Source organism: Microbacterium sp. GXS0129, from assembly GCF_044769785.1.
Taxonomy (GTDB): domain Bacteria; phylum Actinomycetota; class Actinomycetes; order Actinomycetales; family Microbacteriaceae; genus Microbacterium; species Microbacterium nymphoidis.
This window is the reverse complement of the sequence record NZ_JBIZVZ010000007.1, coordinates 41,527-66,268: the sequence shown is the minus strand read 5'-3', so window position 1 is coordinate 66,268 and position 24,742 is coordinate 41,527. Positions and strand designations below refer to the sequence as shown.

Below are 24,742 nucleotides of genomic sequence, written 5' to 3'. Positions count from 1 at the left end.
CCCTCAGGAGTCGGCGATCAGGCGCTTCGCGGCGTTGTGAACCTGGAACGGCTCGTATCCGTTCGTCGCATAGAAATCCAGCACGCCTTCGTTGCCCTCGCGGACCATCAGGTTCACCTTCGGGCAGCCGAGGGCGATCAGCAGTTCCTCGGCACGTGCGATGAGGGCCGCTGCGATCCCCTCCCCCCGGCGATCCGGGTCGGTGCCGACGTAGTACAGCCACCCGCGGTGACCGTCGTAGCCGGCCATGGTGGTGCCGATGACGCGATCGCCGTCCACGGCGACCAGGAACAGCTCCGGCTGGACGGTGAGCTTTCGGGCGATGTCGGCGCGGGCGTCGTTCCACGGGCGGGTGAGACCGCACGCGTCCCAGAGGGCGACGACCTGATCGGTATCGGCGGGCTGAAAGGCACGGACGTGATGAGGCACTCCCCCATCCTCTCTGAACCACCCGCGCGCCCGCGAGTCCTCCGCGCGCGGGTGACCATCAGCGCACCGCGGCGATGACCGCCCGCAGGCGGACGCCTCGCGTCAGGTGGCGAGGATGCGGGCTGAACGCACTCGCGCACGGTAGGCGGCGGCCTTGGCCCGGTTGCCACACGACTGCATCGAGCACCATTCGCGGCGATGTCCACGCGAGCGGTCGAGGTAGATCGTGGTGCACTCCGGACGGGAGCACTCCCGCAGCAGTGCACCCTCCTCGCCGCCGACGATCTCGATGGCCTCGCGCGCGAGGTCGGCCAGACACGCGGTGGGGTCGCCGTCGCGCACCACCCCCCGTGCCGTGAGCGCGGGCGACACCGGAGGGTCCTGGGCGCGCGCGTTCACGACGGCGAGAGCGCCCTCCGGAATCGAAGCGCCGTTCAGGCGATGCCAGAACACCGTGTAGAGAGCCTCACGCAGCTCGATGGCCGCGACAAGATCGGCGTCGTCGGTCACCCGACCCGAGGTGCGCACTCCCGACTCCACCCACCACGAATCCAGAGACCCGGCATCCGCGAGGAACTCGTAGGGCTGCTCCTCGCGACGGGCGCGCAGGGTCGCGACGAAGTCCAGCACGCGCGTGCCGCAGGGGAACTCGTGATTCACGTAACCATCTTGACAGGTGACGATGGGTGCGGCAAGCTCGTCACCAGTTCAACCGGTTACCTTCGTCAGCCGGAGTCTGAGAGGAAAACATGTCCACGCAGCCCTACGTCGCCGTCGCCACCTCCACGGGAGACGGACGCGACGGCCACGTCGAAACCAGCGACGCCGTCCTCGCGCTCGACCTCAGCATGCCGGGTACCGGTCGCGCCGGCACCAACCCCGAGCAGTTGTTCGCCGCCGGGTGGTCGGCGTGCTTCCACTCCGCGATGAAGCTTGTCGCGCGCCGTCAGGGACTGACCCTGACGGACTCCGCCGTCGTCGCCGAGGTCACGCTGAACCTGGACCCCGAGGCCGGACCGTCGCTGAGCGCGGCCCTTCACGCGGAAGTGTCGGGAATCGACCAGGAGGCCGCGGACGCGCTCGTCGCCGCCGCCCACCAGGTGTGCCCCTACTCCAAGGCCACTCGCGGGAACATCCCCGTCACCATCGACGCGACCGTCGCCTGAGACAACGCGGACCGGCTCCCTCTCCGCCCGGTGAGGGAGCCGGCTGCTGTCTCGCACAGGGGCACGCAGCCGCTCCAGAGCACGCATCGCGGGTTCTCGATCCTGCAGCCAAATCGCCTACGCTCATCGCCGTCGGTCGAGACGTGCCCGAGCGATCACCGCCTCCCCGGGCGGCCGGCGAACATCCGCCGCACATCGCCCCTCACCACGCGTCCCGCCGTCCCGGCCAGGCCATGCACCCGCCGCCCATCGGGGACGGGCGGCATCGGTCCGCCAGCCCGTGACGAGGGCGCCGGTCCACCCGCTCACCCGGAGAAGGCGTCGTCTCCACGAATTGGCTGCCGATGAGAGGCCGGATTCGTCACAGGACGGCGGAGGGGCGGGTCTGCGATGGATCGATCCACTCGGCATCCGCGTAGCGGCGGAACCAGGACACCTGCCGACGCGCATAGCGGCGCGTCAGGGCCTGTGTCTCGGCGATGGCCTCGTGCTCGGTCATCGTGCCGTCGAGCTGGGCGAACGCCTGCGCGTAGCCGATGGCGCGCGCCGCCGTCGTCCCCGGCTCCAGACCGGCCTCTCGCAGGCTGCTCACCTCCGCCAGGAGTCCCTGCTGCCACATCCGCTCGACGCGCGCGTCCAGCCGGAGGACGAGCTCCTCCCGCGGTGCGGACAGGGCGAGGATGCGGTGCGGCGCCCACGGCACCGGCGCCTCCGGCAGGGCAGCACCATGCGTGCTCTCCCCGAGCTCCAGGATCTCCAGCGCCCGGATGACCCGGCGACCGTTGCGCGCATCGATGCGCGCCGCCGTGGCGGGATCGAGGGTCCGCAGCCGCTCGAACAGCACGCCCGGTCCCTGCGCCTCGAGCTCGCCCGCCAGGCGGGCCCGCAGGGCCTCGTCGCGCGGCGGGAAGCGGAAGTCCCATAGCACGCTGGAGACATAGAGCCCGGACCCGCCGACGAGGACGGCGTCATGGCCGCGGCTCCAGATCTCCGAGATCGCCTCGCGCGCGGCCTGCTGATACCACGCGACGGCAGCGTCCTCCCCCGGCTCCAGAACGTCGATCAGGTGATGCACGATGCCGCGGCGTTCGTCGACGGGCAGCTTCGCCGTGGCGATGTCCATGCCCCGGTAGAGCTGCATCGCATCGGCCCCGACGATCTCGGCGTCGCGACCCCGTTCCCGCAGCGTCTCGACGAGATCCAGCGCGAACTCGCTCTTGCCCGTCCCGGTCGCGCCAACGACGGCGAACAGGCCGGGAACGGCCGTCACGCCTGGGGACGCAATCCGGGAAGCCCGAGCCCGATCACGCGCTTCCCGTCAGCCGACAGTGAGGCCGGTGCCGGCACACCGCACGACTCCGCCTGCGCCCGATCCCAGGCGTCGCCCGCACGGGTTCGGCGAAGGCGCAGCGGCTGCCCGGCGGGGGCGTCCGCGATCAGGTAGTGCGGGGCGGCGCGCGTGATCGTCACGGTCACGACATCGCCGGGACGCGGAGTCTCGGCACCGTCCGGGAGCGTGAAGTGGACCAGCCGGTTGTCCTCCGCACGGCCGGACAGGCGGCGGGTGGCGGCGTCCTTCTTGCCTTCGCCGGTGGAGACGAGGACGTGGACGTCCTGGCCGACCAGCTTCTCGTTCTCCTCCAGGCTGATGCGCTCCTGAAGGGCGATGAGCCGGTTGTACCGGTCCTGGACCACGGCCTTGGGCACCTGGTCCTCCATCGTGGCAGCCGGAGTGCCCTCGCGGATCGAGTACTGGAAAGTGAAGGCGCTGGCGAAGCGGGACTGCTCCACCACCCGCATGGTCTCCAGGAAGTCCTCCTCCGTCTCACCGGGGAAGCCGACGATGATGTCGGTGGTGATCGCCGCGTTGGGGATCTTCGCCCGCACCCGGTCGAGAATGCCGAGGAACTTCTCCGAGCGGTAGGAACGTCGCATCGCCTTGAGGATGCGGTCGGAGCCCGACTGCAACGGCATGTGCAGCTGAGGCATGACCGCGGGAGTCTCCGCCATGGCATCGATCACGTCGTCGGTGAACGCCGCCGGATGAGGGCTCGTGAAGCGGATGCGTTCGAGACCCTCGATCTCGCCCGCCGCGCGCAGCAGCTTGCCGAAGGCCTGGCGGTCGCCGAATTCAACGCCGTAGGAGTTGACGTTCTGTCCGAGGAGCGTGACTTCGATCGCGCCGTCGTCCACGATCAGCTTGATCTCGCTGAGGATGTCGCCAGGTCGACGGTCCTTCTCCTTGCCGCGCAGGCTCGGCACGATGCAGAACGTGCAGGTGTTGTTGCAGCCGACCGAGATCGACACCCATCCGGCGTACGAGCTGTCGCGCTTGGTCGGCAGTGTGGACGGGAACACCTCCAGCGACTCGAGGATCTCCACCTCCGCCTCGTGATTGTGTGCCGCACGCTCCAGCAGGCCGGGGAGCGAGCCCATGTTGTGCGTGCCGAAGACGACGTCCACGTACGGGGCCTTGTCGACCACGGCCTGCTTGTCCATCTGCGCGAGGCATCCGCCGACCGCGATCTGCATGCCGTCGCGCCGGCGCTTCACCGAGGCGAGGTGTCCCAGCGTGCCGTAGAGCTTCGACGACGCGTTCTCGCGCACCGCGCAGGTGTTGATGACGACGACATCGGCCTCCTCGCCGAACTCCGCCTTCACGTAGCCGGCGCTCTCGAGCGAACCGGACAGGCGCTCGGAGTCGTGCACGTTCATCTGACAGCCGAGAGTGCGCACCTCGTAGGTGCGGGCGGTCCCATCCGGGCGCAGCGCCGAGGGCGATGCGGGGATGATCGTCGGGGCATTCGAAGGCGAAGACATGATTCCGCCATTCTACGATCCGTCGCCGGCCTCGGCGCCGTCCCCCGGCCTCGGCGCCGCGCCCTGCCTCTTCACCGCGTCTGGGGCATCAGAGGAGGACAGGGAGCACCGCGTCATCCGTCGCGTCTGCAGCACCCCCGTCCCGCCGCCCCTTGCGCGACGACGTCCGGCAGGGCTGAATGGACGGGTGCCCGTCGCCCGGTTGTTCGTGGAGGGCCGCAGCGACGTCGCCGCGGTGGTCGCGCTGGCACGCTCCCAGAACGTTTCGCTGGCGGCGGTGGAGGTCGTCTCGCTCGAGGGCATCACGAATGTGCGTCGTGAGTTGCGAGCGCAGCACGATGGCGCACGGACCGCGGTGCTGTGCGATGCCGGAGAGACCGGATTCGTGACGCGCGCGCTCGCCGCCGACGATCTCCCCAGACTTCCGCCCGTACGTGTCTTCGTCTGCGACCGGGATCTCGAGGAAGAGCTCATCCGCGCACTCGGGGCACGGCGCGCGGCCGAGGTGGTGCGCCAGGTGGGTATCGGCGACAGCTTCGACCGGATGTCACGGCAGCCACAGTGGCGTGATGAACCCGTCGCCGCCCAGCTGCGACGGTTCGCCGGTGCGGGGGCGGGCCGCAAGGAGCTTCTCGCAGCAGCCTGGGCGACCGCTCTTCCGGCGGACGCGGTACCGCGCCCGCTGGCGGATGCCGTGGCATGGCTGCGCGCGACGCCCTAGCCGCGCGTGCGCGGGCCGCCTGGTTCCGGCGCATGTCCGCGAACACTCTCCGGTCCGCCCCATCAGCGTCTCCAGAACACGGGACGGCGACAGGTGCCCGCCCGCGCTCGGCGTCTGACAGGGCTTCGAGAACGGGCACGCACGTCTGATACCGCCCCGGCACCGCCAGCGACAGCGACAGCGACACCGCCACCGCCACCGCCACCGCCACCGCCACCGCCACCGCCACCGCCACCGCCACCGCCACCGCCACCGCCACCGACAGCGACAGCGACAGCGACAGCGACAGCGACAGCGACAGCGACAGCGACAGCGACAGCGACAGCGACAGCGACAGCATGCTACCGACGGCGTGGTGTGGGGGCGTCAGCGGAACCGAACCGTCGATCCGCCGGCTTCGCTGAGCGCGGTCTTGGCAGCACGCATGGCGCTGCTCCCGCCGAAACCACGCCGGGCGAGCTGCCCGAGCAGCCGTCGCAACGCCACCTCCGGCTCCAGCTTCGCAAGGGAGCGCGCCTTTGACCGGGCGAATTCGAGCGCCCGTTCATCGTCATCGTCGGGCAGTTCCTCGAGGGCCGCGTCGATGACCTCGCGAGGGATCCCACGCGCGGACAGCGACTGCGCGATCACGCGGCGTCCCTGACCCTTGCGAGATGTCGCCGTGTAGATCAGCTGTTCAGCGAGGACTGCGTCATCGAGATAGCGGAGGGAGAGGAATTCGTCGACGAGGTCGTCGGCGATCTCCGGTGCGATGTCGAGTCCGATCACGAAAGCCCGCGCCTCCCGGACCGACAATCCCCGTCCGCGTAGCTTCTTGAGTAGTGCCGCCTCGCCCCGTTCACGCTGCGTCTGGGGGTCCTCCGGTGCCGCGTGGTCATCGGGCTCCGGCGCGGACGACTCCAGCAGACGGAGCCGGGGCGCCCGCGCTGGCTGCGCAGGACGCGAGGGGCGGGCGTCGAGACCTGCACGGAGGTCGGAACCCTCGGCAGCGGTAGCGTCCGCAGCCGAACGCTCGCCGTGATCCGCGACGACCTCCCCGGGCGGCCGGCTGCTCCGATCGCCGTGCGCGTGCGGCGATGACGAGCGGTCATCCGCGGAGGATTCGCCGGATCGCGAGTCTCGCCACCCCCGAGTCGGAAGGGCAACTGGCTGGCTCGATCGCTCGCCATCCGGCTTCAGGAGATCAGATGCCCGCATGAGCGGGGGCGTGTTGTCGCGCTCCCCCACATCCGCCCCGTTCGTGGCACGCATGGCCGGGCTACGTTTCACCGACGACCCCGTGCGCGGCTCTGGCTCGACGCCAGACCGACGCTTCGGGCCACTGCCCGAGGAGCTGTCGGACTCGGAGTCCTGCGGTGCCGGATCCGCATCAGGATCGATCCACCAGCCGTCGGCGTCATACCGATCCACGGATCCGGCGCGGTGACGCCCCGCGGCGGATGCACCGGACGCTCCGCCAGGACGAGAGCGCCCGGCTTCGTCCGATGTGGAATCCTCGACTTCGGTGAATCGCACCCGGCGCGGCGCGCCGATTTCGCGTGGCTGCCGAATCGGGTCGCTGCTGGCCGCCGATCCGGCTTGCCGGGGGTGCTCATTCTCAGCACCCGTGCGCGCGTGCCCCGTACCGGAGGCCGGCTTCTCTCCCCGCCGTCCGAACAACGGGGTGACGGGGGCGAGGTGCTCCCCGCCCCCGTTTTGCGTGTCATCGATCATGGATGTCGACAATCATGTTCGAGCGCCCCCGTCGGAGCGCATTTCGGGCCGCTCGCTCAGCCTTACGCCGTCTTCAGCGCCGGCGCCGGAGCGGCCTGCGGTACTGCCTGGTCCTTCGGCTGGCCGATACCGAGCTTCTCGAGGATCTTGCGCTCGATCTCCGCAGCCACGTCCGCATTCTTGATGAGGAAGTTCCGGGCGTTCTCCTTGCCCTGACCGAGCTGCTCACCGTCGTAGGTGTACCAGGCCCCGGACTTCTTGACGATGCCCTGCTCGACGCCGTAATCGATCAGCGAACCCTCACGCGAGATGCCGACACCGTAGAGGATGTCGAACTCCGCCTGCTTGAACGGCGGGGCCATCTTGTTCTTGACCACCTTGACGCGCGTGCGGTTACCGACGGCCTCGGAGCCGTCCTTGAGCGTCTCGATGCGACGGATGTCCAGACGCACCGACGCGTAGAACTTCAGCGCCTTACCACCGGCGGTGGTCTCCGGAGAGCCGAAGAAGACACCGATCTTCTCGCGAAGCTGGTTGATGAAGATAGCCGTGGTCTTGGTCTGGTTCAGACCGCCCGTGAGCTTACGCAGCGCCTGCGACATAAGGCGCGCCTGCAGACCGACGTGGGAGTCGCCCATATCGCCCTCGATCTCCGCCTTGGGCACGAGCGCCGCCACGGAGTCGATGACGACAAGATCGATGGCACCGGACCGCACCAGCATGTCGGCGATCTCGAGGGCCTGCTCACCCGTGTCGGGCTGCGAGACGAGAAGCTGGTCGATGTCGACGCCCAGCTTCTGCGCGTACTCGGGGTCGAGTGCGTGCTCGGCGTCGATGAAGGCTGCGATGCCGCCGTTGCGCTGAGCATTGGCGATGGCGTGGAGCGTGAGGGTGGTCTTACCGGAGGACTCCGGACCATAGATCTCGATGATGCGTCCGCGCGGCAGGCCGCCGATGCCGAGAGCGACATCGAGGGCGATGGAGCCGGTGGGGATGATCTCGACGGGCGCGCGCTCGTCGCTGCCCAGGCGCATGATCGCACCCTTGCCGAACTGACGGTCGATCTGTGCGAGGGCTGCGTCGAGCGCCTTCTCGCGGTCCTTTTCCGATGGCATGTCTTGCTCCTTCTGCGTGTTGTGCGGCTGCCCAGAGGCTGTCGTGTCCGAGGAACGGATCTCCGACAAGGCGTGTGGCCCGTTCGCCGTGGATCACGCTACGCGGGGCCTCCGACATTGATCGGGGACGGGTGCGGAATGTGAGGGAACCGGCGATCGATTCCACCTGTGCAGGAGCTTACGCCGAATCGAACACGCGTTCGAGTGCGACACGGCGGCGTGTCGAACATTCTCCCGGTGAAGGTCAGATGGTCTCGTCCGCCGCGAGGAAGGCGAAGTCGTAGACATGCACATCGCCATCGGGCTCGATCCGCATGCCCGCCGGTCGGCGCTCGGCGAACTCATGAATCGCCTCCTGCACCCGCTCCGACAGCTCACGGAACTCCTCGCGTGTCACGCGCACCGACCCCGCCATCGCCATGCCGCGCAGTTGCGGGTCCTCCCCCGTGACGTACTTCGCACTCCAGGCACTGACTCGTTCCAGGAGCTCGCGCTGCTCCGCCGCGAATACCGTCAGAACGGCGAGTCCGGCGTCGCGGTCTTCCGCCGGGTGCTCGGGGGAGCCGACGTTCAGCGCACTCGGCACGAGACGCCAGACACGATCGCGACCATCGCGCGCGAGTTCCGGCGCCTCCTCGAGCCAGCCGATCTCACTCAGGGCCCGCAGATGGAAGCTCACCTGATTGGCGGGCTTGCCCACGATGCGCGCCAGATCCGCCGCCCGGCCGTACCCCTCGCGAGACAGCACACGCATGAGCTGGCGGCGCAGCGGGTGGGCGTATGCCTTCAGCTTCGCCGAGGTCATGTACTCGACATCGGCGGCAGCAGACTCGCGCTCGGACGGCTCCTTCTCACCCATGACACCGAGCCTATCCAGTCGGCGGGAATCCCGCACGCGCAGTTGCGCACGTACACTTGCGCAACTGCGCGTGCGCAATCTATCGTGATGCCATGAGCGATTCCCCTCCCGTCGCGGACACCCGCGAACCCGCCGATGTCGTGGTGCCGCTGCGGCACACGCCGTACCCGTACTGGCTCGTGAGCGACACCGGCAGCGGCCTGTCGATGCGGATGCTGTCGTTCGCGATGCCACTGATCGCCCTGATGATCACGAACTCCCCCGTGCAGGCCGGCATCATCTCCGCGGTCACCGTGGTGGTCACCATCGTCGCCACGATGCTCGGCGGCGTCCTGGCCGATCGCCACTCGCGCGGACGGATCATGGTGGTCGGTGGCGTCGCCAGCACGGCGCTCTCCGCGGCGTTCACCGCATTGGCCTGGAGCGGGTCGCTCACGTTCGCCACGCTCCTCACGGCGAGCATCGTGATGGGGTTCTCCTCCACCGTGTTCGCGATGGCGACGGATCCGATGCTGAAGGACATCGTGCCGGCCGCGATGGTCGGCCGCGCCACGGCCGCGAACCAGGGCCGCGATGCGACGATCAGCCTCGCGAGCGGGCCGCTCAGCGGCTCCCTGCTGGGGGCCGGCGCCTGGCTAGTGGGCGCGGTGATGACGGTGGTCGATGCCATCGCGCTGGTGGCGTCGGCGCTCCTCGTGCGCCGGACCGAGCGCGATGCGGCCCGCCCGTCCGCAACCGAACGCGAAAGCGCGGCGGCACCGACGTCCCGCCGCGGCCTGCGTGCAGCACGGGCCGAGCTCGGCGAAGCCTTCGGATGGTTGTGGCGGCGAGGCGATCTGATGAACCTGATCGTCATCGTCATGCTCATCAACATGGGCCTCGGCGTCATCGTGACGACCACCATCTACGCGCTACAGCAAAACGGCGCCTCCGGCTTCGAGATCGGACTCGTCTCCGCATCCGGAGGCGTGGGCATGCTCCTCGGTTCTTTCGCTGCACCGTGGGCCGTGCGCACAGTGCCGACCGGGATGCTCGTGGTGGTCGCCCTCGCGTGGTTCACCGCCGGCAGCGCGCTGCTCGTGGTCATCGACTCCCTCTGGGGCATCGCGGTCACACTCATGCTGTGCTGCCTGGTGTCCCCCGCGGTGAACGCGTGCATCGGCGGATACATGATGGTGGCGACACCCTCGGCAATGCTCGGCCGCGTGAACGCCGCCGAGTCCGTGATGATGGGGATCGTTGCCCCGGTGGCGCCGCTCGTCGCGGGAATCGGATTCACCTTTCTCGGCCGGTCATCCACGATCGGCATCGGAATCGCCCTCACCGTCGCCTCGATCGTCGTGATGCTCGCGACGAAACCCACTCGCTCGATCCCCGTCGATTCCGGATGGGAAGCGCACGCCGCGTCGTTCCAGCGGGAGCCGGTCGTGGCACGCGCCTAAGCCGACACGCAGAACAGCCCCGGAGTCCGCGAACTCCGGGGCTGTTGTGCGTGTCAGCGACGGCGCTCGAGGCGGCCGGCGCCGTGTCGGTGGGATTCAGGCACGTCCATCTCGACACAGAGCGCCAGCCACACCTCACGCGGCGGGACGCCGGCTTCGATCGCTTCGGTTGCGGTGCGCTGCCCCACCGCCGTCAGGACGAGGTCCTGGACGATGGACGGGGCCCGCGCTCCGAACTCCGCGTCGACGGCGCGATGGAATTCGCTGCGCCGCACGCTCAGCGCAGCGACAGCTCGGACTCGACCGAGGCCATCAGCTCGTCGGGCACCACGTCGGGAACGGTGGAGATGCCCTCAAGGACGGCGATGCGGTCTCCGACTTCCCGCATGATCATCGAGATGGGCACATCGAGTGCGTCGGCGAGAGATGCGAGGATCTCGCTGGACGCCTCCTTCTGGCCGCGCTCGACTTCACTGAGGTATCCGAGTGCGACGCTGGCGCGTGACGCGACCTGCCGAAGGGTCTGGCCCTTCTGCTGTCGGAGGTCACGAAGAACATCGCCGATCTCCTGGCGTACAAGGATCATGTCGTGCCTCCCTCTGTCTGGTGGGTGTTTCCGGGTGAGTAACTGTACAACATCCGTGGCCCCACTCTAGCCGTGTGTTCTGGAGTTTCTCCCAGAACCCATTGGAGTGAACCCCCGTTGACACGAGGGTATTCCCCCGCACACGGGCAGAGCGTCAGCGGGCGCTGAGGGTCTGCTGTGCGAGGGCTATGACCTCGGCGACCGTGGCGTGACGGATCGCGGTGCGATCCCCCGTCAGCTGAAGCCCGCGCACCTCGGCGCCGTCCGGCCACGCCACCGCGACGAACACCGTTCCCACCGGATGCCCGTCCTGGGGATCAGGGCCGGCAACGCCTGTCGTGGCCAGGCCCACCTGGGCCGGCCCGGCGGCCGTGGCGAGCGCGGATCGCACACCGTGGGCCATCTGACGGGCCACGTCCGGGTCCACCGCCCCACGCCGGGCGAGCAGATCCGCATCGACGCCGAGAACGGCGCGCTTCACGTCGGTGTCGTAGGCGACCACGCCGCCACGCACCGCGCGTGAGGCTCCCGGAACGTCCACCAGTGCGGATGTGAGCAGACCGCCGGTGAGCGATTCCGCGCACGCCACGCTCCACTGTCGCTGGATCAGGCTATCCAGCAGCGCCGCCGCGGTCACGGCGTCTTCCGGCGGCCGCGGACCTCGCTGACGATGTAGTCGATACCGCTGGCGATCGTGAGCACCACGGCGATCGTCATGAAGACGCCGTTGACCCACCAGATCCACTCCCCGACCACGTGCCACAGCGGCAGCAGCGCGAGCGAGAGCGCGATCGCCTGGAACACCGTCTTCAGCTTGCCCATCCAGGCGGCAGCGAGCACGTGATCGGAGATGACCACAAAGCGGTACACCGTGATCCCGATCTCGCGGAGGAGAACCAGAATGGTGACCCACCAGGGCAGCTCCGCCAGAATCGACAGTCCGACGAAGGCGAGCCCGGTCAGTGCCTTATCGGCGATCGGATCCAGGAGCTTGCCAAGGTCGGTGACGATCTCGTACTTGCGGGCAAGGTACCCGTCGATGCCGTCGGTGGCGATCGCCACGATGAACAGCACGGCTGCCCACCAGCGCAGCGCTCCGTCTGCTCCTGCGTCGGCAAGGAGCATCCAGAGGAAGACCGGTGCGCACAGGATGCGCACGATCGTGATCGCGTTGGGCAATTGCCGGGGAACGGCCACGGGAGGCTCCTTCTGTTGGCGGACGCTCAGTCGCGGCCGGTGAGCTGCCAGGCGTCTTCGTCGCCCTCGTCGTCCTCCACCGGGCGACCCGCGAACTGGGCCTCGATGGGATCGACGTCATAGCGATCATCACCGATGACCGTCGTGGGCGCGGTCTCGGACGCGGCCGGCGCAGCCGGGAGCTCATCGGCGGAGTCGGCAGCTGGCGCGGCGGCAGCCGGGGGCGGAGTCTCCCCGCGCAGGGTCGCCAGGATCACCGGCAGCTGCTCCAGCGTCACGAGCACGTCCCGAGCCTTGGATCCCTCGGACGGACCGACGATCTCGCGAGACTCCATGAGGTCCATGAGCCGGCCGGCCTTGGCGAAGCCGACGCGGAGCTTGCGCTGCAGCATGGAGGTGGAGCCGAACTGGCTCGAGACCACCAGTTCGACGGCCGCGAGGAGCAGTTCCAGGTCGTCTCCGATGTCGGCGTCGACCTCCTTCTTCTCCGTGACCGCTTCGACATCGGCACGGTACTCCGGCCGGGCCTCCGCCGTGACGTGCTTGACGACCTTCTCGATCTCCGCCTCGGTCACCCAGGCGCCCTGAACGCGCAGGGGCTTGGCTGCACCCATCGGCAGGAACAGGCCGTCACCCTGACCGATGAGCCGGTCGGCACCCGGCTGGTCGAGGATGACGCGGCTGTCGGTGACGCTGGTCACCGCGAACGCGAAGCGGGACGGGACGTTGGCCTTGATGAGACCCGTGACCACGTCGACGGACGGACGCTGCGTGGCCAGCACCAGGTGGATGCCGGAGGCACGGGCGAGCTGAGTGATGCGCACGATCGAGTCTTCGACGTCACGCGGGGCCACCATCATGAGGTCCGCGAGCTCGTCGACGACCACCAGCAGGTAGGGGTAGGGCTTGAGCACGCGCTCGGAGCCGGCCGGGAGCTGGATCTCGCCCGCCACCACGGCCTTGTTGAAATCGTCGATGTGACGGAACCCGAACGACGCGAGGTCGTCGTAGCGCATGTCCATCTCCTTCACGACCCACTGCAGCGCCTCTGCGGCCTTCTTGGGGTTCGTGATGATCGGAGTGATCAGGTGGGGCACGCCCGCATAGGCGGTGAGCTCCACGCGCTTGGGGTCCACCAGCACCATGCGCACCTCGCTGGGCTTCGCGCGCATGAGCAGGCTGGTGATCATCGAGTTGACGAAGGAGGACTTACCCGAACCCGTGGATCCGGCCACGAGAAGGTGGGGCATCTTCGCGAGGTTCGCGACCACGAACCCGCCGCCGACGTCCTTGCCGACGCCGATGGTCATGGGGTGCTTGCTGCTGGTGGCAGCCGCGGAGCGCAGCACGTCACCGAGGGTGACCGTCTCGCGATCGGTGTTGGGGATCTCGACGCCGATCGCGCTCTTGCCCGGGATCGGCGCGAGGATGCGGACCTCGTTGGAGGCCACCGCGTATGCGATGTTGTTGGTGAGGGCGGTGATTCGCTCGACCTTGACGCCGGGCCCGAGCTCGATCTCGTACTGCGTGACCGTCGGTCCGCGCGAGAAGCCGACGACCTTCGCGTCGACCTTGAACTGCTCGAGGACCTCGGTCAGCGCCGCCACGACGGCGTCGTTGGCCGCAGAACGGGTGACCCCCGCGGGACCCGTTCCGAGCGTGGTGATGCTCGGCAGGTGATAGGGCGCCGCAGGAGCCTGCGGGCCGCCGGGAGCGGGGCCGTCCGTGCCGAAGCTGGACAGTCCGGGAAGGTCGTCGTCCTCGTCCTCGAGGTCGACGCCGAGATCGTCCATCATGCTGGTCGCGCCGTGCGGGGCCGCCGGGCTGCTCAGCGAATCCGCGACGGCACGCACGTCCGAGAGGACTTCCGTGGCGGCATCCGGCGAGGCAGCCGGCACGCTTCGTGTGGGCGTGGGTGAGGTGATGGCCTGCTCGAAGCTGCCCTCGATACTCGGCTCCAGGAGCGCGGTGAGATCGTCGGAGCCGAGGTGCCCGTCCTGGTCCTCCTCGCGGCCGGTCTTGTTGCGCCGCCACCACGGCAGATCCGCCTGAGCGGGATCCGCGTTCTCTTCCTCATCGGACGGCTCGAAGCGCGGTTTGCGCTCACGCGGCTCGCGCGGCTCGGCGCCGAAGAGCCAGGCGTACAGCTCACCCAGACGGGAGAAGATCTTGTTCGGCGGCGTCTTGGTCAGAATCAGCACGCTCAGCAGGGCGAGGATCGAGAGCACGATGTACGCGCCGATCGCGGACAGCAGGGAAAGTGGCTGACCGAGCATCCAGCCGAACAGGCCCCCGGCACCGCTCAGCGCAGGCAGGCCCTTGGTTGGCTGCGGCAGGCCACCGGCCACGTGGCAGAAGCCCGCCAGCGAGAGCGTGAAGAGGATGAAGCCGATGCCGATGCGGCCGTTGTCGTGCACGGAGGACGGGTGGCGGAACAGCCACGCCGCCAGCAGGACCAGCATGACGGGGAAGACGAACGCGACACGGCCGATCAGCGCGCCGAACGAGTACGCGGAGATGTTGGTGGCGACCTCGGCGCCGATGAAGAACCACTCCACCACGGCGCCCGCGATGGCCAGCAGCACGAGGAAGAAGGGCAGCCCGTCGCGGCGCTGATCCTTCTCCAGGGTCTCCGGACCGAAGGCGCGGAACAGCCCGCCGACGGCGTGGGCCAGTCCGTTCCACGCGCGCACGGCGACGGGAGGCCTGTCGGCCTCGTCGACGAACTTCTTCGGCGCCGGTTCGGTCTTCCGTGCGCGCGGCGTCGTCTGCTTGGCCGGGGCGCGCTCCGTCTTGGCGGGCAGGCGCTCGGTCTTGGCCGTGCTGTTGGACGAACGTGGCATGCTCCCACGGTACGTCCGGCGTCCGACATCAGCCCGGATCGACGCGGCTTTTCAGCGGAGAGACGGGACGGCGAAGGCCGCTGCCGCAACGCGGCAGCGGCCTTCCGACGCTCTCAGGCGGAGATCACCAGCGGGACGATCATCGGCCGGCGACGCAGCCGCTGGTTCACCCAGCGCCCGATCGTGCGCCGGACGATCTGGCTGAGCGCATGCGTGTCGCGAACACCGTTGCCTGCGGCCTCGGCCAGCGCTGCGGCGATCTTCGGCTTGATGTCGTCGAATACGGCGTCGTCCTCGGCCATGCCGCGGGCGTGGATCTCCGGCCCCGAGATCACCTTGCCGGTCTTGGCGTCCACCACGACGATGATCGAGACGAACCCCTCCTCCGCGAGGATGCGGCGGTCCTTCAGCTCGTTCTCCGTGACGCCGCCCACCGAGGAGCCATCGACGTACACGAAGCCGAGGTCGAGCTGACCGACCACCTTCGCATCGCCGTCCTTGAGGTCGACGACGGTGCCGTTCTCGCCGATGATGGTGCGATCTGCCGGGATGCCGGTGTCCTGGGCCAGCCGGGCGTTGGCGACCAGGTGACGGTACTCGCCGTGGATCGGCATCACGTTGCGGGGCTTGAGGATGTTGTAGCAGTACAGCAGTTCGCCGGCGGCCGCGTGGCCCGACACGTGAACCTTGGCGTTGCCCTTGTGGACCACCGTCGCACCGAGCTTGGTGAGGCCGTCGATCACGCGGTAGACCGCGTTCTCGTTGCCGGGGATGAGGCTGGAGGCGAGGATGATGGTGTCCCCCGGGCCGGGCTCGATCGCGTGATCGAGGTTGGCCATGCGCGAGAGCACGGCCATCGGCTCGCCCTGCGAACCGGTGGACATGTAGACGATCTTGTCGTCCGGCAGGTCCTTCGCCTTCTTGTAGTCGATGAGCACGCCGTCGGGCACGTGCAGGTAGCCCAGGTCTTCGGCGATGGTCATGTTGCGCACCATCGAGCGTCCGAGCAGCGCGACGCGACGGCCGTGCTTGTGGGCTGCATCGATCACCTGCTGCACGCGGTGCACGTGGCTGGAGAAGCTGGCGACGATGACGCGGCGCGGAGAGCGTCCGATGACATCCTCCAGCACCGGGCCGATCGCGCGCTCGGTGGGCGTGAAGCCGGGGACGTCCGCGTTCGTGGAGTCCACCATGAACAGGTCGACGCCCTCCTCGCCCAGCCGGGCGAAGGCGCGCAGGTCCGTGATCCGGCCGTCCAGCGGGAGCTGGTCCATCTTGAAGTCACCGGTGCCGAGCACCGTACCCGCTGGCGTGCGGATGACCACGGCGAGGGCGTCGGGGATGGAGTGGTTGACCGCGACGAACTCGAGGTCGAACGGGCCGACGGACAGCCGCTGGCCCTCGCGGACCACGCGGGTGTCCGCCTTGATGCGGTGCTCCTTGAGCTTCGCCTCGGTGAGGGCGAGCGTGAGCGCCGAGCCCATCAGGGGGATGTCGTTGCGGTTGCGCAGCAGATACGGCACGCCGCCGATGTGGTCTTCGTGGCCGTGCGTCAGCACGACGCCCTCGACGTCGCGGAGGCGATCGCGGATCGGCTCCATGTCGGCGAGGATGAGGTCGACGCCGGGCTGGTGCTCCTCGGGGAAGAGCACACCGCAGTCGACGATGAGGAGCTTGCCCTCGTACTCGAAGACGGTCATGTTGCGACCGACCTCGCCGAGACCGCCGAGCGGTGTGATGCGGAGGGTTCCCGCCGCCAGTGCGGGAGGAGTGACGATCGTGGTGCCTGCCATGTGGGCCTTTCAGCGTGTTGTGCCGTGCACCTTCGGCAGGGCTCCACCCGCCGCCGCGTTGCGATCCGGGCGGAAGTTGGAGAAGTCGACGCCCTCGACATCGGTCACGAGCGCCAGCTCGTCCTCGATGATCGCGGCTTCCCACTCCTCCGGCCCCACCAGGGGAAGGCGAACGCGGGGGCTGGAGATGCGTCCCAGCCCATGCAAGATGTACTTCGCGGCGATGGTCCCCGGCACATGCGTCATGGTGGCGCGAACCAGCGGTTCGAGCTTCTTGTGCTGCGCGGTGGCTGCCGCGAGGTCGCCGCGGTTGACCGCGTCGACGATGGTCCGATAGGGCGCTGCGGCGATGTTCGCCGTGACGCCGATGAGTCCGGTGGCGCCGATCGCGAGGTGCGGGAGCACGTTCGCATCGTCGCCGGAGAAGTACATGAGGTCGGTCTGGTTCAGCACGCGGCTGACCTCGCTGAAGTCGCCCTTGGCGTCCTTCACGGCGAGGATGTTCGGGTGCTTGGCCAGACGAAGGATGGTCTCGTACTTGATCGGGACGCCGGTGCGTCCGGGGATGTCGTACAGGATGACCGGGAGATCCGTCGCGTCGGCGACGAGACGGAAGTGCGTGAGGATGCCCGCCTGGGTGGGCTTGTTGTAGTACGGGGTGACGATCATGATGCCGTCGGCTCCGGCCTTCTCACTGGCCTTGTAGAGCTCGATGGCGTGCGCGGTCTCGTTCGAGCCGCCGCCGGTGATGATCTTCGCGCGACCGGCTGCGACGTCCTTTCCGACCTCGACCAGGCGCAGCTTCTCGGCGTCGGTCAGGGTGGAGGTCTCGCCCGTGGTTCCCGTGACCACGATGCCGTCCGCACCGCTGCGGATGACGTCGTCGATGTGCTTCTCGACGGAGGGCCAGTCGACCTCACCGTCGGCCGTCATCGGAGTGACGAGCGCGACGAGCACCTGTCCAAAGGGATTGCTCGTTTGCGTCATGCTCTCAGGGTACCGGTCCGAGGCGGTGCCGACGCACCGAGCCGTCACCGCACGTCTCGGGAGACGGCACAGCGCGCCGGTGCGTGCGTAGGCTGAGCGGATGACGTGGACGACGCGCGGATCGCGCACGGTGTACGAGAACCGCTGGATCAGCGTGCGCGAAGACCAGGTGACCGGTCCCGCGGGCGACGGCGTCTACGGTGTGGTGACCATGCAGCATCCGGCGGTCTTCATCGTGGCGGTGGACGACGCGGAGCGAGTGTGCCTGGTGCGTCTGGATCGATACACGACGGGGACGGGGTGGGAGGTGCCTGCCGGCGGAACCGACGGCGAGGAGCCGGAGATCGCCGCGCGACGGGAACTGCGCGAGGAGACCGGTCTCGTCGCGACGGAATGGGCGATGATCGGCCGCATGAACGCCCTCAACGGCATCGCCGAGGCCCCGGAGTACGTGTTCCTCGCCCGCGGTGTCCGCGCGACGGCCGACGACGGCGCCGAGCAGGCGCTGGAGGGCATCGACGCCGTGCGCTGGGCGGCTCTGACGGACGTGCTCGCCATGGTGCGCGACGGCGAGATCTCCGACGGCGAGAGCGTCGCGGCTCTGCTGTACGCGCTGATCCATCTGCGTCCGGAGCTGCTCGCGCGCTGACAGATCACTGCCCGGCCTCGGCGGCCCGCACGCGATCCTCCAGCGCTCGCACGCTCCCCCGCAGCGCGCGTTCGGCGTCCCACCCGTTCTCGCGGGCCTGCGCGACGAGTGCGAGCAGGGCGTCCCCGAACTGCGCCTCATCGGCCGGCGCGACGCCGGGCGCAGCCGCCCGCACCCCGACCGACGACGCGCGACCGAGCACCTTCTGCGCGCGCGCCAGCGCAGGCATCGCGGCGGGGATGCCGTCGAGCACGCTGCGACGCTCGCGCTTCTCCGCCGCCTTCGCCGCGTTCCAGTGCCGGAGCACTTCCTGCGGAGTGCGGGCGATCTCGCCCGCGAAGACGTGCGGGTGGCGTCGGATCATCTTCTCGGCCAGATCATTCGCGACATCGTCGATGCCGAACTCCCCCGCACGCGCCGAGATCTCGGCATGGAAGAGCACCTGCCAGAGCAGGTCTCCCAGCTCCTCCCTCAGGTCGGCGCTCGTGCCCGTCTCGACCGCCTCGACGACTTCCGCACTCTCCTCCAGCAGGTACGGGATCAGCTCCTCGTGCGTCATCTGCTGCGTCCAGACGCATCGTTCTCGGACGTCGTGCATCACCGCCGCCGCGCGATCGAGGCTGGATGCATCGGAGAGGTGATCGCTCATGAGCCCGACGATACCCGCGCGGGAGGTGTCAGCCGCGCGCGGCCCGCGCCGCGTGTGACTGAGCGCGGCGGTAGGCGCGCGCTCGCACGCTGACGAACACCGCGGATGCGAGCATGGCGATCACGGAGCCGCCGAGCACGGCAAGCGTCACCTCGGCGCCGAGCTCGTGATCCGCACCGAAGGCGAGCTGTCCCAGCAGGAGGGAGACGGTGAATCCGATGCCACCCAGCGTTCCCGCCATGAGCAGATCCACGAGCGGCAGGCGCGCCGCCGTGCTCGTGCGCAGCAGCCGCTGGCCGATGAGCCCGGCCGCAGTGATGCCCACGATCTTGCCGACCGGGAGGGCGATCAGCACGCCCCAGAAAGCGGGGCTGAGGTTGGCCGGCTCGACAGCGGGAACGACCACGGCCGCCGCGACGAAGGCGAACACGGGCAGCACGACGCCGTTGACCGCCGGCTCCAGCACATGGGCGGTGCGATCCGCGGGGCGCGGGGCCATCGCCAGTCCCAGCGCGACACCCGCGATGGTCGCGTGCACACCGCTGGTCAGCACGGCGGCCCACGTCGCGACCGCGACCACGACGAGGAGGGCGACCCACAGCCCGCGTCCCCGCTTCGGACGCATGCGGCTGAGGAACGCGAACAGACCGACGAGGACCACGGCCAGCACCAGCGCGCCGATCTGCAGGTCCGCGGTGAACAGCACCGCGATGAAGACGATGCCCACGATGTCGTCGAGGATCGCCAGTGCCAGCAGGAAGACCCGGATCTTCGCCGGGAGCCCGGTACCGAAGACGGCGAGTACGCCCAGGGCGAAGGCGATGTCGGTGGCCGTGGGGATGGGCCAGCCCTGCGCGGTCCCCTCCCCCGCCGCGATCGCCAGGTACATCGCGACCGGGACGACCACTCCGCCCGCGGCCGCGATCGCCGGCACGAGCGCCTCCTTCGGCCGACTCAGGCGACCCACCGTGAGCTCGTGTCGCAGTTCGACCGCCGCCGTGAAGAAGAAGACGGCCAGCAACCCGTCGGACACCCAGTGGGCGATGGACAGCTCGAAGGGAGTGCCCGGGAAGAGCGGATGCGCCTCCAGCACGGAGATCAGGCCCGCGCCGACGGGAGAGTTGGCGAGGAGGAGCCCGAGGGCCGCTGCGGCGAGCAGCACGACGGCCGGAAACCGCGCCGAGCGGAGCAGGGCGACGAAGCGATGCGCGGGCGCCGGTGCGGCGGCATGCTGCGGGGACGTGGGCGCAGGGGTGTTCTTCTCGTTCACGGGTGCCTTTCGCGTCATCACGAGGAGTTCTCTCCTCGCGGTCGACCAGGCTTCCCGACACACCGTGGCCCGAGGGCCTCACCCAGTCTACCCGGTCGGGTGATCGCTGCCCTCAGAGCGCCCGATCGGAGCGGTGCCGGGACAGGGACCGGCCGTAGCGCTCCGTCAGCTGCACCATGACGTCCGGGGTGTCGCGATCGACGCCGAACACGAAGCCGGGGAAATCCAGCTCCCGTTGCGCGGCGGCGATGCGGTCGTGCTCGTGCGGCGGGAGGATCTCGACCGGATCACCGATCGCGACCCACCCGATCGGGACGACGGTGTCCGGCGGAAGCACCGTGCGCAGATGAACGACGGCGCTGATGCGCACTTCGCTGCGCTCGCCGATGCGTGCTCCGTTGAAGACCCGTGTGCCGGTGGCGAGGAAGACCTCGTCGCCCACAGTGGCACCGCTGATGCTCGCCCCGGGCCCGATGAGGGTGTGGTCGCCGATGTGCACCGGGGCGGATGCGACGGCGCGGATCACCGCGTTCTCCATCACGATGACGTTCTCGCCGAGCGTGATGGCACCGCCCTCCGCCGTGATCACCGCGCCGTGCAGGATCTGGCAGTCTGCTCCGACCGTGACGTCCCCCGAGATGACCGCGGTCTGTGCGACGACCGCGTCGGGGTGCACCCGCGGTCGCACTCCCTCGTGCTCGAACTCCATGCCGTCACGCTAACGCTCCGCCGCACGGGGCGCCAGGAGGGGATCAGGCGGCGGGCTTCGGCTCCGGCAGCGGGTACAGCGCGGTGAAGAGCTGATCGACCCAGGCGATGAGTTCCGCATCCGGCATGGCCTCGCCACCGGGACGGGGAATGGGAACCACCACGGCCTCGCCCGAGGCGATCAGCTTGGCGTTGGGGTAGAGCCGCTGCATGCGCACGCGAATCGAGTCGGCGAAGTGCGCCGGGGCGATGCGCAGGTTGGGGCCCATCGCGACGACGTCGGTGAGACCGGCCTGCGCCGCTCGGCGTCGGAGGCGGGCGACGGCGACAAGGCCGACGACCTCCTCCGGGAGCGGGCCGTATCGATCGACCAGCTCGTCGATGACGAGATCGATCATGTCGTCCTTGGAGGTGGCCGTGGCCGAGGAGGACAGCTTCTGATACGCCTCCAGCCGCAGACGCTCGCTGTCGATGTACGACTCGGGGATGCGAGCATCCACCGGCAGCTCGAGCCGCAGCTCCGTGGGCCCCTCGGTCTCTTCGCCGCGGAACGTGGCCACGGCTTCCCCGACCATGCGCAGGTAGAGGTCGAATCCGACGCCCGCGATGTGGCCCGCCTGCTCAGCGCCGAGCATGTTGCCGGCGCCGCGCAGCTCGAGGTCCTTCAGTGCCACCTGCATGCCGGAGCCGAGATCGTTGTTGACGGCGATGGTCTGCAGACGATCGGCGGCGGTCTCCGACAGCGGCTTGGTGTCGTCGTAGACGAAGTAGGCATATGCCCGCTCGCGGCCGCGGCCGACCCGCCCGCGCAGCTGGTGAAGCTGCGACAGCCCGTACTTGTCGGCCCGGTCGATGATGATCGTGTTGGCGTTGGAGATGTCCAGGCCGGTTTCGATGATGGTGGTGGACACCAGGACATCGAACTTCTTCTCCCAGAAGTCGTCCACCACCTGCTCCAGCTGGTGCTCCCCCATCCGTCCGTGCGCCACTGCGATGCGCGCCTCCGGGACGAGTTCGGCGAGTTCGTGCGCGACCCGCTGGATGGACTGCACCCGGTTGTGGACGTAGAACACCTGCCCCTCGCGCAGCAGCTCCCGGCGGATGGCCGCGGCGATCTGACGGTCGTTCTTCGGCCCGACGAAGGAGAGGATCGGGTGACGGTCCTCCGGCGGGGTGGCGAGCGTGGACATCTCCCGGATGCCGGTGACAGCCATCTCCAGCGTCCGCGGGATGGGGGTGGCACTCATCGCCAGGATGTCGACGTTCGTCTTGAGCTTCTTCAGCGCGTCCTTGTGCTCGACCCCGAAGCGCTGCTCCTCGTCGATGATCAGCAGACCGAGATCCTTGAAGATCACCTTGTCGGTGAGGATCCGGTGGGTGCCGATGACCATGTCGACCGTCCCGTCCAGCAAACCCGCCAGCACGTCGCGCGCCTGCTTGTCGGTCTGGAAGCGCGAGAGCGGGCGCACTTTGACGGGGAAGCCGGCGAAACGCTCGGTGAACGTCTCGAGGTGCTGCTTTACCAGGAGGGTGGTGGGCACGAGCATCGCCACCTGCTTGCCGTCCTGAATGGCCTTGAACGCGGCGCGGACGGCGACCTCGGTCTTGCCGAAACCGACATCGCCGGAGAGCAGACGATCCATCGGGATCGGGCTCTCCATGTCGTGCTTGATCTCGTCGATGGTCTGCAGCTGGTCGGGCGTCTCCGCGAAGGGGAACGCCTCCTCCAGCTCGCGCTGCCATGGGGTGTCGGGTCCGAAGGCGTGGCCCTTCGCCGCCATGCGCGCCGAGTACAGCTTCACCAGCTCCACGGCGATGTCGCGCACCGCCTTGCGGGCCTTCGACTTGGCGGCCGCCCAGTCGCTGCCGCCCATCTTGGAGAGCACGGGGGCCTCGCCGCCGACGTAGCGGCTCAGGAGGTCGAGCTGGTCAGTGGGTACGAACAGCTTGTCGCCCGGGTAGCCGCGCTTGCTGGGCGCATACTCGATCACCAGGTAGTCGCGCAGACTCTTCTGGGCGTTGCGACCGCCGGTGGACACCTCGCGCTGGGTCATCTCGACGAAACGTCCGATGCCGTGCGTGGCGTGCACCACGTGGTCTCCCGCCTTGAGCTGGAGCGGGTCGACCACGTTCTTGCGGCGCGACGCCAGCTTCTTCACCACCTGCGAGCCACCGATGGTACGGCCGTAGAACTCGCTCTCGGTAAAGACGGCCAGCTCCGCTTCGGCGGAGAGGAATCCGCTCTCGATGGTGCCCCGCACGAGCGTGGCCACACCGCGCTCCGGCGCTTCGGTGAGTTCCTCGACCACACGAGCCCCGAACCCGCGTTCGGACAGCACGTCGCGGGCTCGTTCGACCAGCCCGGTTCCCGCGGCGGCGACCACCACGGCCCAGCCACGGGCGAGCAGGTCGCCGATGTAGCTCGTGGCGCCCTCCACGTTGCCCTGGAACGACGGCACCGGTGAACCGGGGACCCGCACGTCGTCCGCGTCCTCCGCATCGCCCGGGTCGAACGGGCTGAGACTCCACCACACGCCGCGGCGGGCGTGCACCGCTTCTCGCAGCGCGCCCAGGGTCAGGAAATCGCCCGCACCGAGGTCGACGGGCGCGTCCGCTCCCCCCGTGGCGGCGTTCCACGCGGCCTCCAGGAACTCCCGGTTGGTCTCGCCGAGAGTGATCGAGCGAGACGTCGCGCGCTCCGGATCCACGAGTGCCACCGCGGCACGCTCCGGGAGGTAGTCGGCGAGGGAGACCAGCGGCCCGGCAACGGCGGGGCTGAGGGATTCCATGCCCTCCACCGGAATGCCCTCGGCCATCTTGGCGAGCATGCCCGCTACCCCGGGAAACGCCGGTTCGAGTTCCGCCGCCCGCGCCCGCACCGGCGCCGTCAGCAGCAGCTCGCGGCTGGGCGGGAGCACGACGGCGTCGATCTCACCCGGCAGCGAACGCTGATCGGCCACCGAGAAGGCACGGATCTGATCGACCTCGTCGCCGAAGAACTCAATGCGGTACGGGTGGTCGGCCAGAGGCGGGAAGACGTCCAGGATGCCGCCGCGCACCGCGAACTCGCCGCGGCGGGACACCATGTCGACACGCGCGTAGGCGAGCTCGACGAGAGTGGTGACCACCGTCTCCAGCTCGTGTCCGCGCTGGCGCACGGCGAGCTCGATGGGTGCGATGTCACCGAGCCCCGCGGCCAGGGGCTGCAGGGCTGCGCGCACCGATGCCGTCACCACGAGAGGCGCGGACTCGTCCCACTTCCGCAGCCGCCGCAGCACCGCCATCCGGCGGCCGACGGTCTCGGCGCTGGGGCTGAGGCGCTCATGGGGCAGCGTCTCCCAGGCGGGGAAGCTCATGACCTCCGCGCCCGGGATGAGGCACTCCAGGGCGGAAGCAAGGGATTCGGCACGGTGTCCGGTCGGGGTGATCGCCAGCAGCACCGGCGGACGGCCCGCGGCCGCACGCCGGTCCAGCAGCGCCGCGAGCGCTGGAGCGTCCAGCCCGTCGACCAGCGCGAAGTCGGCGTCGGCGGGCGCGGCGTCGCGCAGCGGCGCGAACGATTCGTCGGTGTTCAGAACGCGGACGATCCCAGACAACATCACCGAACGAGTCTACGCGGGGCCTCGGACACCGACTCCGCGGGCCCACGGCCGCAAAGCCCCTCGGGCCGGCCGGCGGTGAATGCCGGAGTGTGCGGCGCAAGCATGAGGGTGTCCGCAGATCCGTCATGACTTCGCCGCCTGGTCCTCGGTTCGCGACATCGTCGGGTGTCCCTGCGGGCTCCTAGGATGGGCG

The 24,742-nt window shown here is 69.1% G+C and carries 22 protein-coding genes; 4 read left to right on the top strand and 18 right to left on the bottom strand.

Annotated elements, in window-relative coordinates; all coding sequences use genetic code 11:
* Nucleotides 1-3 precede the first annotated feature (3 nt).
* Complete coding sequence (locus ACIQJ5_RS17085; protein WP_402845565.1) at nucleotides 4-429, bottom strand: GNAT family acetyltransferase; 426 nt, start codon at nucleotides 427-429, stop codon at nucleotides 4-6.
* Nucleotides 430-531: 102 nt separating this feature from the next.
* Nucleotides 532-1,089, bottom strand: coding sequence for a CGNR zinc finger domain-containing protein (locus ACIQJ5_RS17080; RefSeq protein ID WP_402845563.1), 558 nt, complete (start codon nucleotides 1,087-1,089; stop codon nucleotides 532-534).
* A gap of 89 nt (nucleotides 1,090-1,178) precedes the next feature.
* On the opposite strand from ACIQJ5_RS17080, the gene ACIQJ5_RS17075 reads away from it, so the two are divergent.
* On the top strand, nucleotides 1,179-1,595 hold the full coding sequence (locus tag ACIQJ5_RS17075) for an organic hydroperoxide resistance protein (RefSeq protein ID WP_231093003.1): 417 nt from the start codon (nucleotides 1,179-1,181) through the stop codon (nucleotides 1,593-1,595).
* A gap of 361 nt (nucleotides 1,596-1,956) precedes the next feature.
* Here the strand turns inward: ACIQJ5_RS17075 and miaA are convergent, their stop codons facing one another.
* Both miaA and miaB read right to left on the bottom strand, forming a co-directional pair.
* Nucleotides 1,957-2,865 (bottom strand): tRNA (adenosine(37)-N6)-dimethylallyltransferase MiaA, encoded by a 909-nt coding sequence (gene miaA, locus ACIQJ5_RS17070; protein WP_402845562.1) that lies wholly within the window; start codon nucleotides 2,863-2,865, stop codon nucleotides 1,957-1,959.
* The gene (miaB, locus tag ACIQJ5_RS17065; protein WP_402845560.1) at nucleotides 2,862-4,415 is read right to left on the bottom strand and encodes a tRNA (N6-isopentenyl adenosine(37)-C2)-methylthiotransferase MiaB; all 1,554 of its coding nucleotides are present in this window, start codon (nucleotides 4,413-4,415) and stop codon (nucleotides 2,862-2,864) included. The genes miaA and miaB overlap by 4 nt, the downstream gene beginning before the upstream one ends.
* A 187-nt stretch (nucleotides 4,416-4,602) precedes the next feature.
* On the opposite strand from miaB, the gene ACIQJ5_RS17060 reads away from it, so the two are divergent.
* A complete protein-coding gene (locus tag ACIQJ5_RS17060; RefSeq protein ID WP_402845558.1) occupies nucleotides 4,603-5,136 on the top strand; it encodes a hypothetical protein in 534 nt (177 codons plus the stop codon).
* A 366-nt stretch (nucleotides 5,137-5,502) separates the two neighbouring features.
* Here the strand turns inward: ACIQJ5_RS17060 and ACIQJ5_RS17055 are convergent, their stop codons facing one another.
* The 3 genes from ACIQJ5_RS17055 to ACIQJ5_RS17045 form a co-directional block, all read right to left on the bottom strand.
* A complete protein-coding gene (locus ACIQJ5_RS17055) occupies nucleotides 5,503-6,387 on the bottom strand; it encodes a regulatory protein RecX (protein ID WP_402845556.1) in 885 nt (294 codons plus the stop codon).
* Between the two features lie 524 nt (nucleotides 6,388-6,911).
* On the bottom strand, nucleotides 6,912-7,964 hold the full coding sequence (recA, locus tag ACIQJ5_RS17050; protein ID WP_231092360.1) for a recombinase RecA: 1,053 nt from the start codon (nucleotides 7,962-7,964) through the stop codon (nucleotides 6,912-6,914).
* A 244-nt stretch (nucleotides 7,965-8,208) separates the two neighbouring features.
* On the bottom strand, nucleotides 8,209-8,823 hold the full coding sequence (locus tag ACIQJ5_RS17045; protein WP_402845553.1) for an ArsR/SmtB family transcription factor: 615 nt from the start codon (nucleotides 8,821-8,823) through the stop codon (nucleotides 8,209-8,211).
* A gap of 92 nt (nucleotides 8,824-8,915) precedes the next feature.
* On the opposite strand from ACIQJ5_RS17045, the gene ACIQJ5_RS17040 reads away from it, so the two are divergent.
* A complete protein-coding gene (locus ACIQJ5_RS17040) occupies nucleotides 8,916-10,265 on the top strand; it encodes an MFS transporter (RefSeq protein WP_402845551.1) in 1,350 nt (449 codons plus the stop codon).
* A gap of 53 nt (nucleotides 10,266-10,318) precedes the next feature.
* Here ACIQJ5_RS17040 and ACIQJ5_RS17035 read toward each other — a convergent pair whose 3' ends face one another.
* The 7 genes from ACIQJ5_RS17035 to dapA form a co-directional block, all read right to left on the bottom strand.
* Nucleotides 10,319-10,540, bottom strand: coding sequence for a DUF3046 domain-containing protein (locus ACIQJ5_RS17035; protein ID WP_231092357.1), 222 nt, complete (start codon nucleotides 10,538-10,540; stop codon nucleotides 10,319-10,321).
* Nucleotides 10,541-10,542: 2 nt separating this feature from the next.
* Nucleotides 10,543-10,851 (bottom strand): helix-turn-helix domain-containing protein, encoded by a 309-nt coding sequence (locus tag ACIQJ5_RS17030; RefSeq protein ID WP_231092356.1) that lies wholly within the window; start codon nucleotides 10,849-10,851, stop codon nucleotides 10,543-10,545.
* Nucleotides 10,852-11,005: 154 nt separating this feature from the next.
* Entirely contained in the window at nucleotides 11,006-11,488 is a 483-nt protein-coding gene (locus ACIQJ5_RS17025; RefSeq protein ID WP_402845549.1) for a CinA family protein, read from the bottom strand.
* Nucleotides 11,485-12,048, bottom strand: a complete 564-nt coding sequence (pgsA, locus tag ACIQJ5_RS17020; RefSeq protein WP_231092354.1) for a CDP-diacylglycerol--glycerol-3-phosphate 3-phosphatidyltransferase — start codon at nucleotides 12,046-12,048, stop codon at nucleotides 11,485-11,487. The genes ACIQJ5_RS17025 and pgsA overlap by 4 nt, the downstream gene beginning before the upstream one ends.
* A gap of 26 nt (nucleotides 12,049-12,074) precedes the next feature.
* Nucleotides 12,075-14,891, bottom strand: a complete 2,817-nt coding sequence (locus ACIQJ5_RS17015; protein WP_402845547.1) for a DNA translocase FtsK 4TM domain-containing protein — start codon at nucleotides 14,889-14,891, stop codon at nucleotides 12,075-12,077.
* Nucleotides 14,892-15,004: 113 nt separating this feature from the next.
* A complete protein-coding gene (locus ACIQJ5_RS17010) occupies nucleotides 15,005-16,684 on the bottom strand; it encodes a ribonuclease J (RefSeq protein WP_402845545.1) in 1,680 nt (559 codons plus the stop codon).
* A gap of 9 nt (nucleotides 16,685-16,693) precedes the next feature.
* The gene (dapA, locus tag ACIQJ5_RS17005) at nucleotides 16,694-17,671 is read right to left on the bottom strand and encodes a 4-hydroxy-tetrahydrodipicolinate synthase (protein WP_231092351.1); all 978 of its coding nucleotides are present in this window, start codon (nucleotides 17,669-17,671) and stop codon (nucleotides 16,694-16,696) included.
* Nucleotides 17,672-17,771: 100 nt separating this feature from the next.
* Between dapA and ACIQJ5_RS17000 the strand changes: the two genes are divergently transcribed.
* Complete coding sequence (locus ACIQJ5_RS17000; RefSeq protein ID WP_402845543.1) at nucleotides 17,772-18,320, top strand: NUDIX domain-containing protein; 549 nt, start codon at nucleotides 17,772-17,774, stop codon at nucleotides 18,318-18,320.
* 4 nt (nucleotides 18,321-18,324) lie between these two features.
* Here ACIQJ5_RS17000 and ACIQJ5_RS16995 read toward each other — a convergent pair whose 3' ends face one another.
* The 4 genes from ACIQJ5_RS16995 to mfd all read right to left on the bottom strand — a co-directional run bounded on the left by ACIQJ5_RS16995 (nucleotide 18,325) and on the right by mfd (nucleotide 24,549).
* A complete protein-coding gene (locus ACIQJ5_RS16995) occupies nucleotides 18,325-18,969 on the bottom strand; it encodes a MazG nucleotide pyrophosphohydrolase domain-containing protein (protein ID WP_402845541.1) in 645 nt (214 codons plus the stop codon).
* 28 nt (nucleotides 18,970-18,997) lie between these two features.
* The gene (locus tag ACIQJ5_RS16990; RefSeq protein WP_402845539.1) at nucleotides 18,998-20,257 is read right to left on the bottom strand and encodes a Na+/H+ antiporter NhaA; all 1,260 of its coding nucleotides are present in this window, start codon (nucleotides 20,255-20,257) and stop codon (nucleotides 18,998-19,000) included.
* 94 nt (nucleotides 20,258-20,351) lie between these two features.
* A complete protein-coding gene (locus tag ACIQJ5_RS16985) occupies nucleotides 20,352-20,948 on the bottom strand; it encodes a gamma carbonic anhydrase family protein (RefSeq protein WP_402845538.1) in 597 nt (198 codons plus the stop codon).
* A 43-nt stretch (nucleotides 20,949-20,991) separates the two neighbouring features.
* Entirely contained in the window at nucleotides 20,992-24,549 is a 3,558-nt protein-coding gene (gene mfd, locus ACIQJ5_RS16980; protein ID WP_372459807.1) for a transcription-repair coupling factor, read from the bottom strand.
* Nucleotides 24,550-24,742: the final 193 nt, after the last annotated feature.

Excerpts from the sequence above, each read along its gene's own strand:
- ACIQJ5_RS17075 (WP_231093003.1), top strand. The coding sequence starts at position 1,179 with ATGTCCACGCAGCCCTACGTCGCCGTCGCCACCTCCACGGGAGACGGA.
- miaB (WP_402845560.1), bottom strand. The coding sequence starts at position 4,415 with ATGTCTTCGCCTTCGAATGCCCCGACGATCATCCCCGCATCGCCCTCG.
- ACIQJ5_RS17055 (WP_402845556.1), bottom strand. The coding sequence starts at position 6,387 with ATGCGTGCCACGAACGGGGCGGATGTGGGGGAGCGCGACAACACGCCC.
- recA (WP_231092360.1), bottom strand. The coding sequence starts at position 7,964 with ATGCCATCGGAAAAGGACCGCGAGAAGGCGCTCGACGCAGCCCTCGCA.
- ACIQJ5_RS17045 (WP_402845553.1), bottom strand. The coding sequence starts at position 8,823 with ATGGGTGAGAAGGAGCCGTCCGAGCGCGAGTCTGCTGCCGCCGATGTC.
- ACIQJ5_RS17040 (WP_402845551.1), top strand. The coding sequence starts at position 8,916 with ATGAGCGATTCCCCTCCCGTCGCGGACACCCGCGAACCCGCCGATGTC.
- ACIQJ5_RS17030 (WP_231092356.1), bottom strand. The coding sequence starts at position 10,851 with ATGATCCTTGTACGCCAGGAGATCGGCGATGTTCTTCGTGACCTCCGA.
- ACIQJ5_RS17015 (WP_402845547.1), bottom strand. The coding sequence starts at position 14,891 with ATGCCACGTTCGTCCAACAGCACGGCCAAGACCGAGCGCCTGCCCGCC.
- ACIQJ5_RS17010 (WP_402845545.1), bottom strand. The coding sequence starts at position 16,684 with ATGGCAGGCACCACGATCGTCACTCCTCCCGCACTGGCGGCGGGAACC.
- dapA (WP_231092351.1), bottom strand. The coding sequence starts at position 17,671 with ATGACGCAAACGAGCAATCCCTTTGGACAGGTGCTCGTCGCGCTCGTC.
- ACIQJ5_RS17000 (WP_402845543.1), top strand. The coding sequence starts at position 17,772 with ATGACGTGGACGACGCGCGGATCGCGCACGGTGTACGAGAACCGCTGG.
- ACIQJ5_RS16995 (WP_402845541.1), bottom strand. The coding sequence starts at position 18,969 with ATGAGCGATCACCTCTCCGATGCATCCAGCCTCGATCGCGCGGCGGCG.
- ACIQJ5_RS16990 (WP_402845539.1), bottom strand. The coding sequence starts at position 20,257 with ATGACGCGAAAGGCACCCGTGAACGAGAAGAACACCCCTGCGCCCACG.
- ACIQJ5_RS16985 (WP_402845538.1), bottom strand. The coding sequence starts at position 20,948 with ATGGAGTTCGAGCACGAGGGAGTGCGACCGCGGGTGCACCCCGACGCG.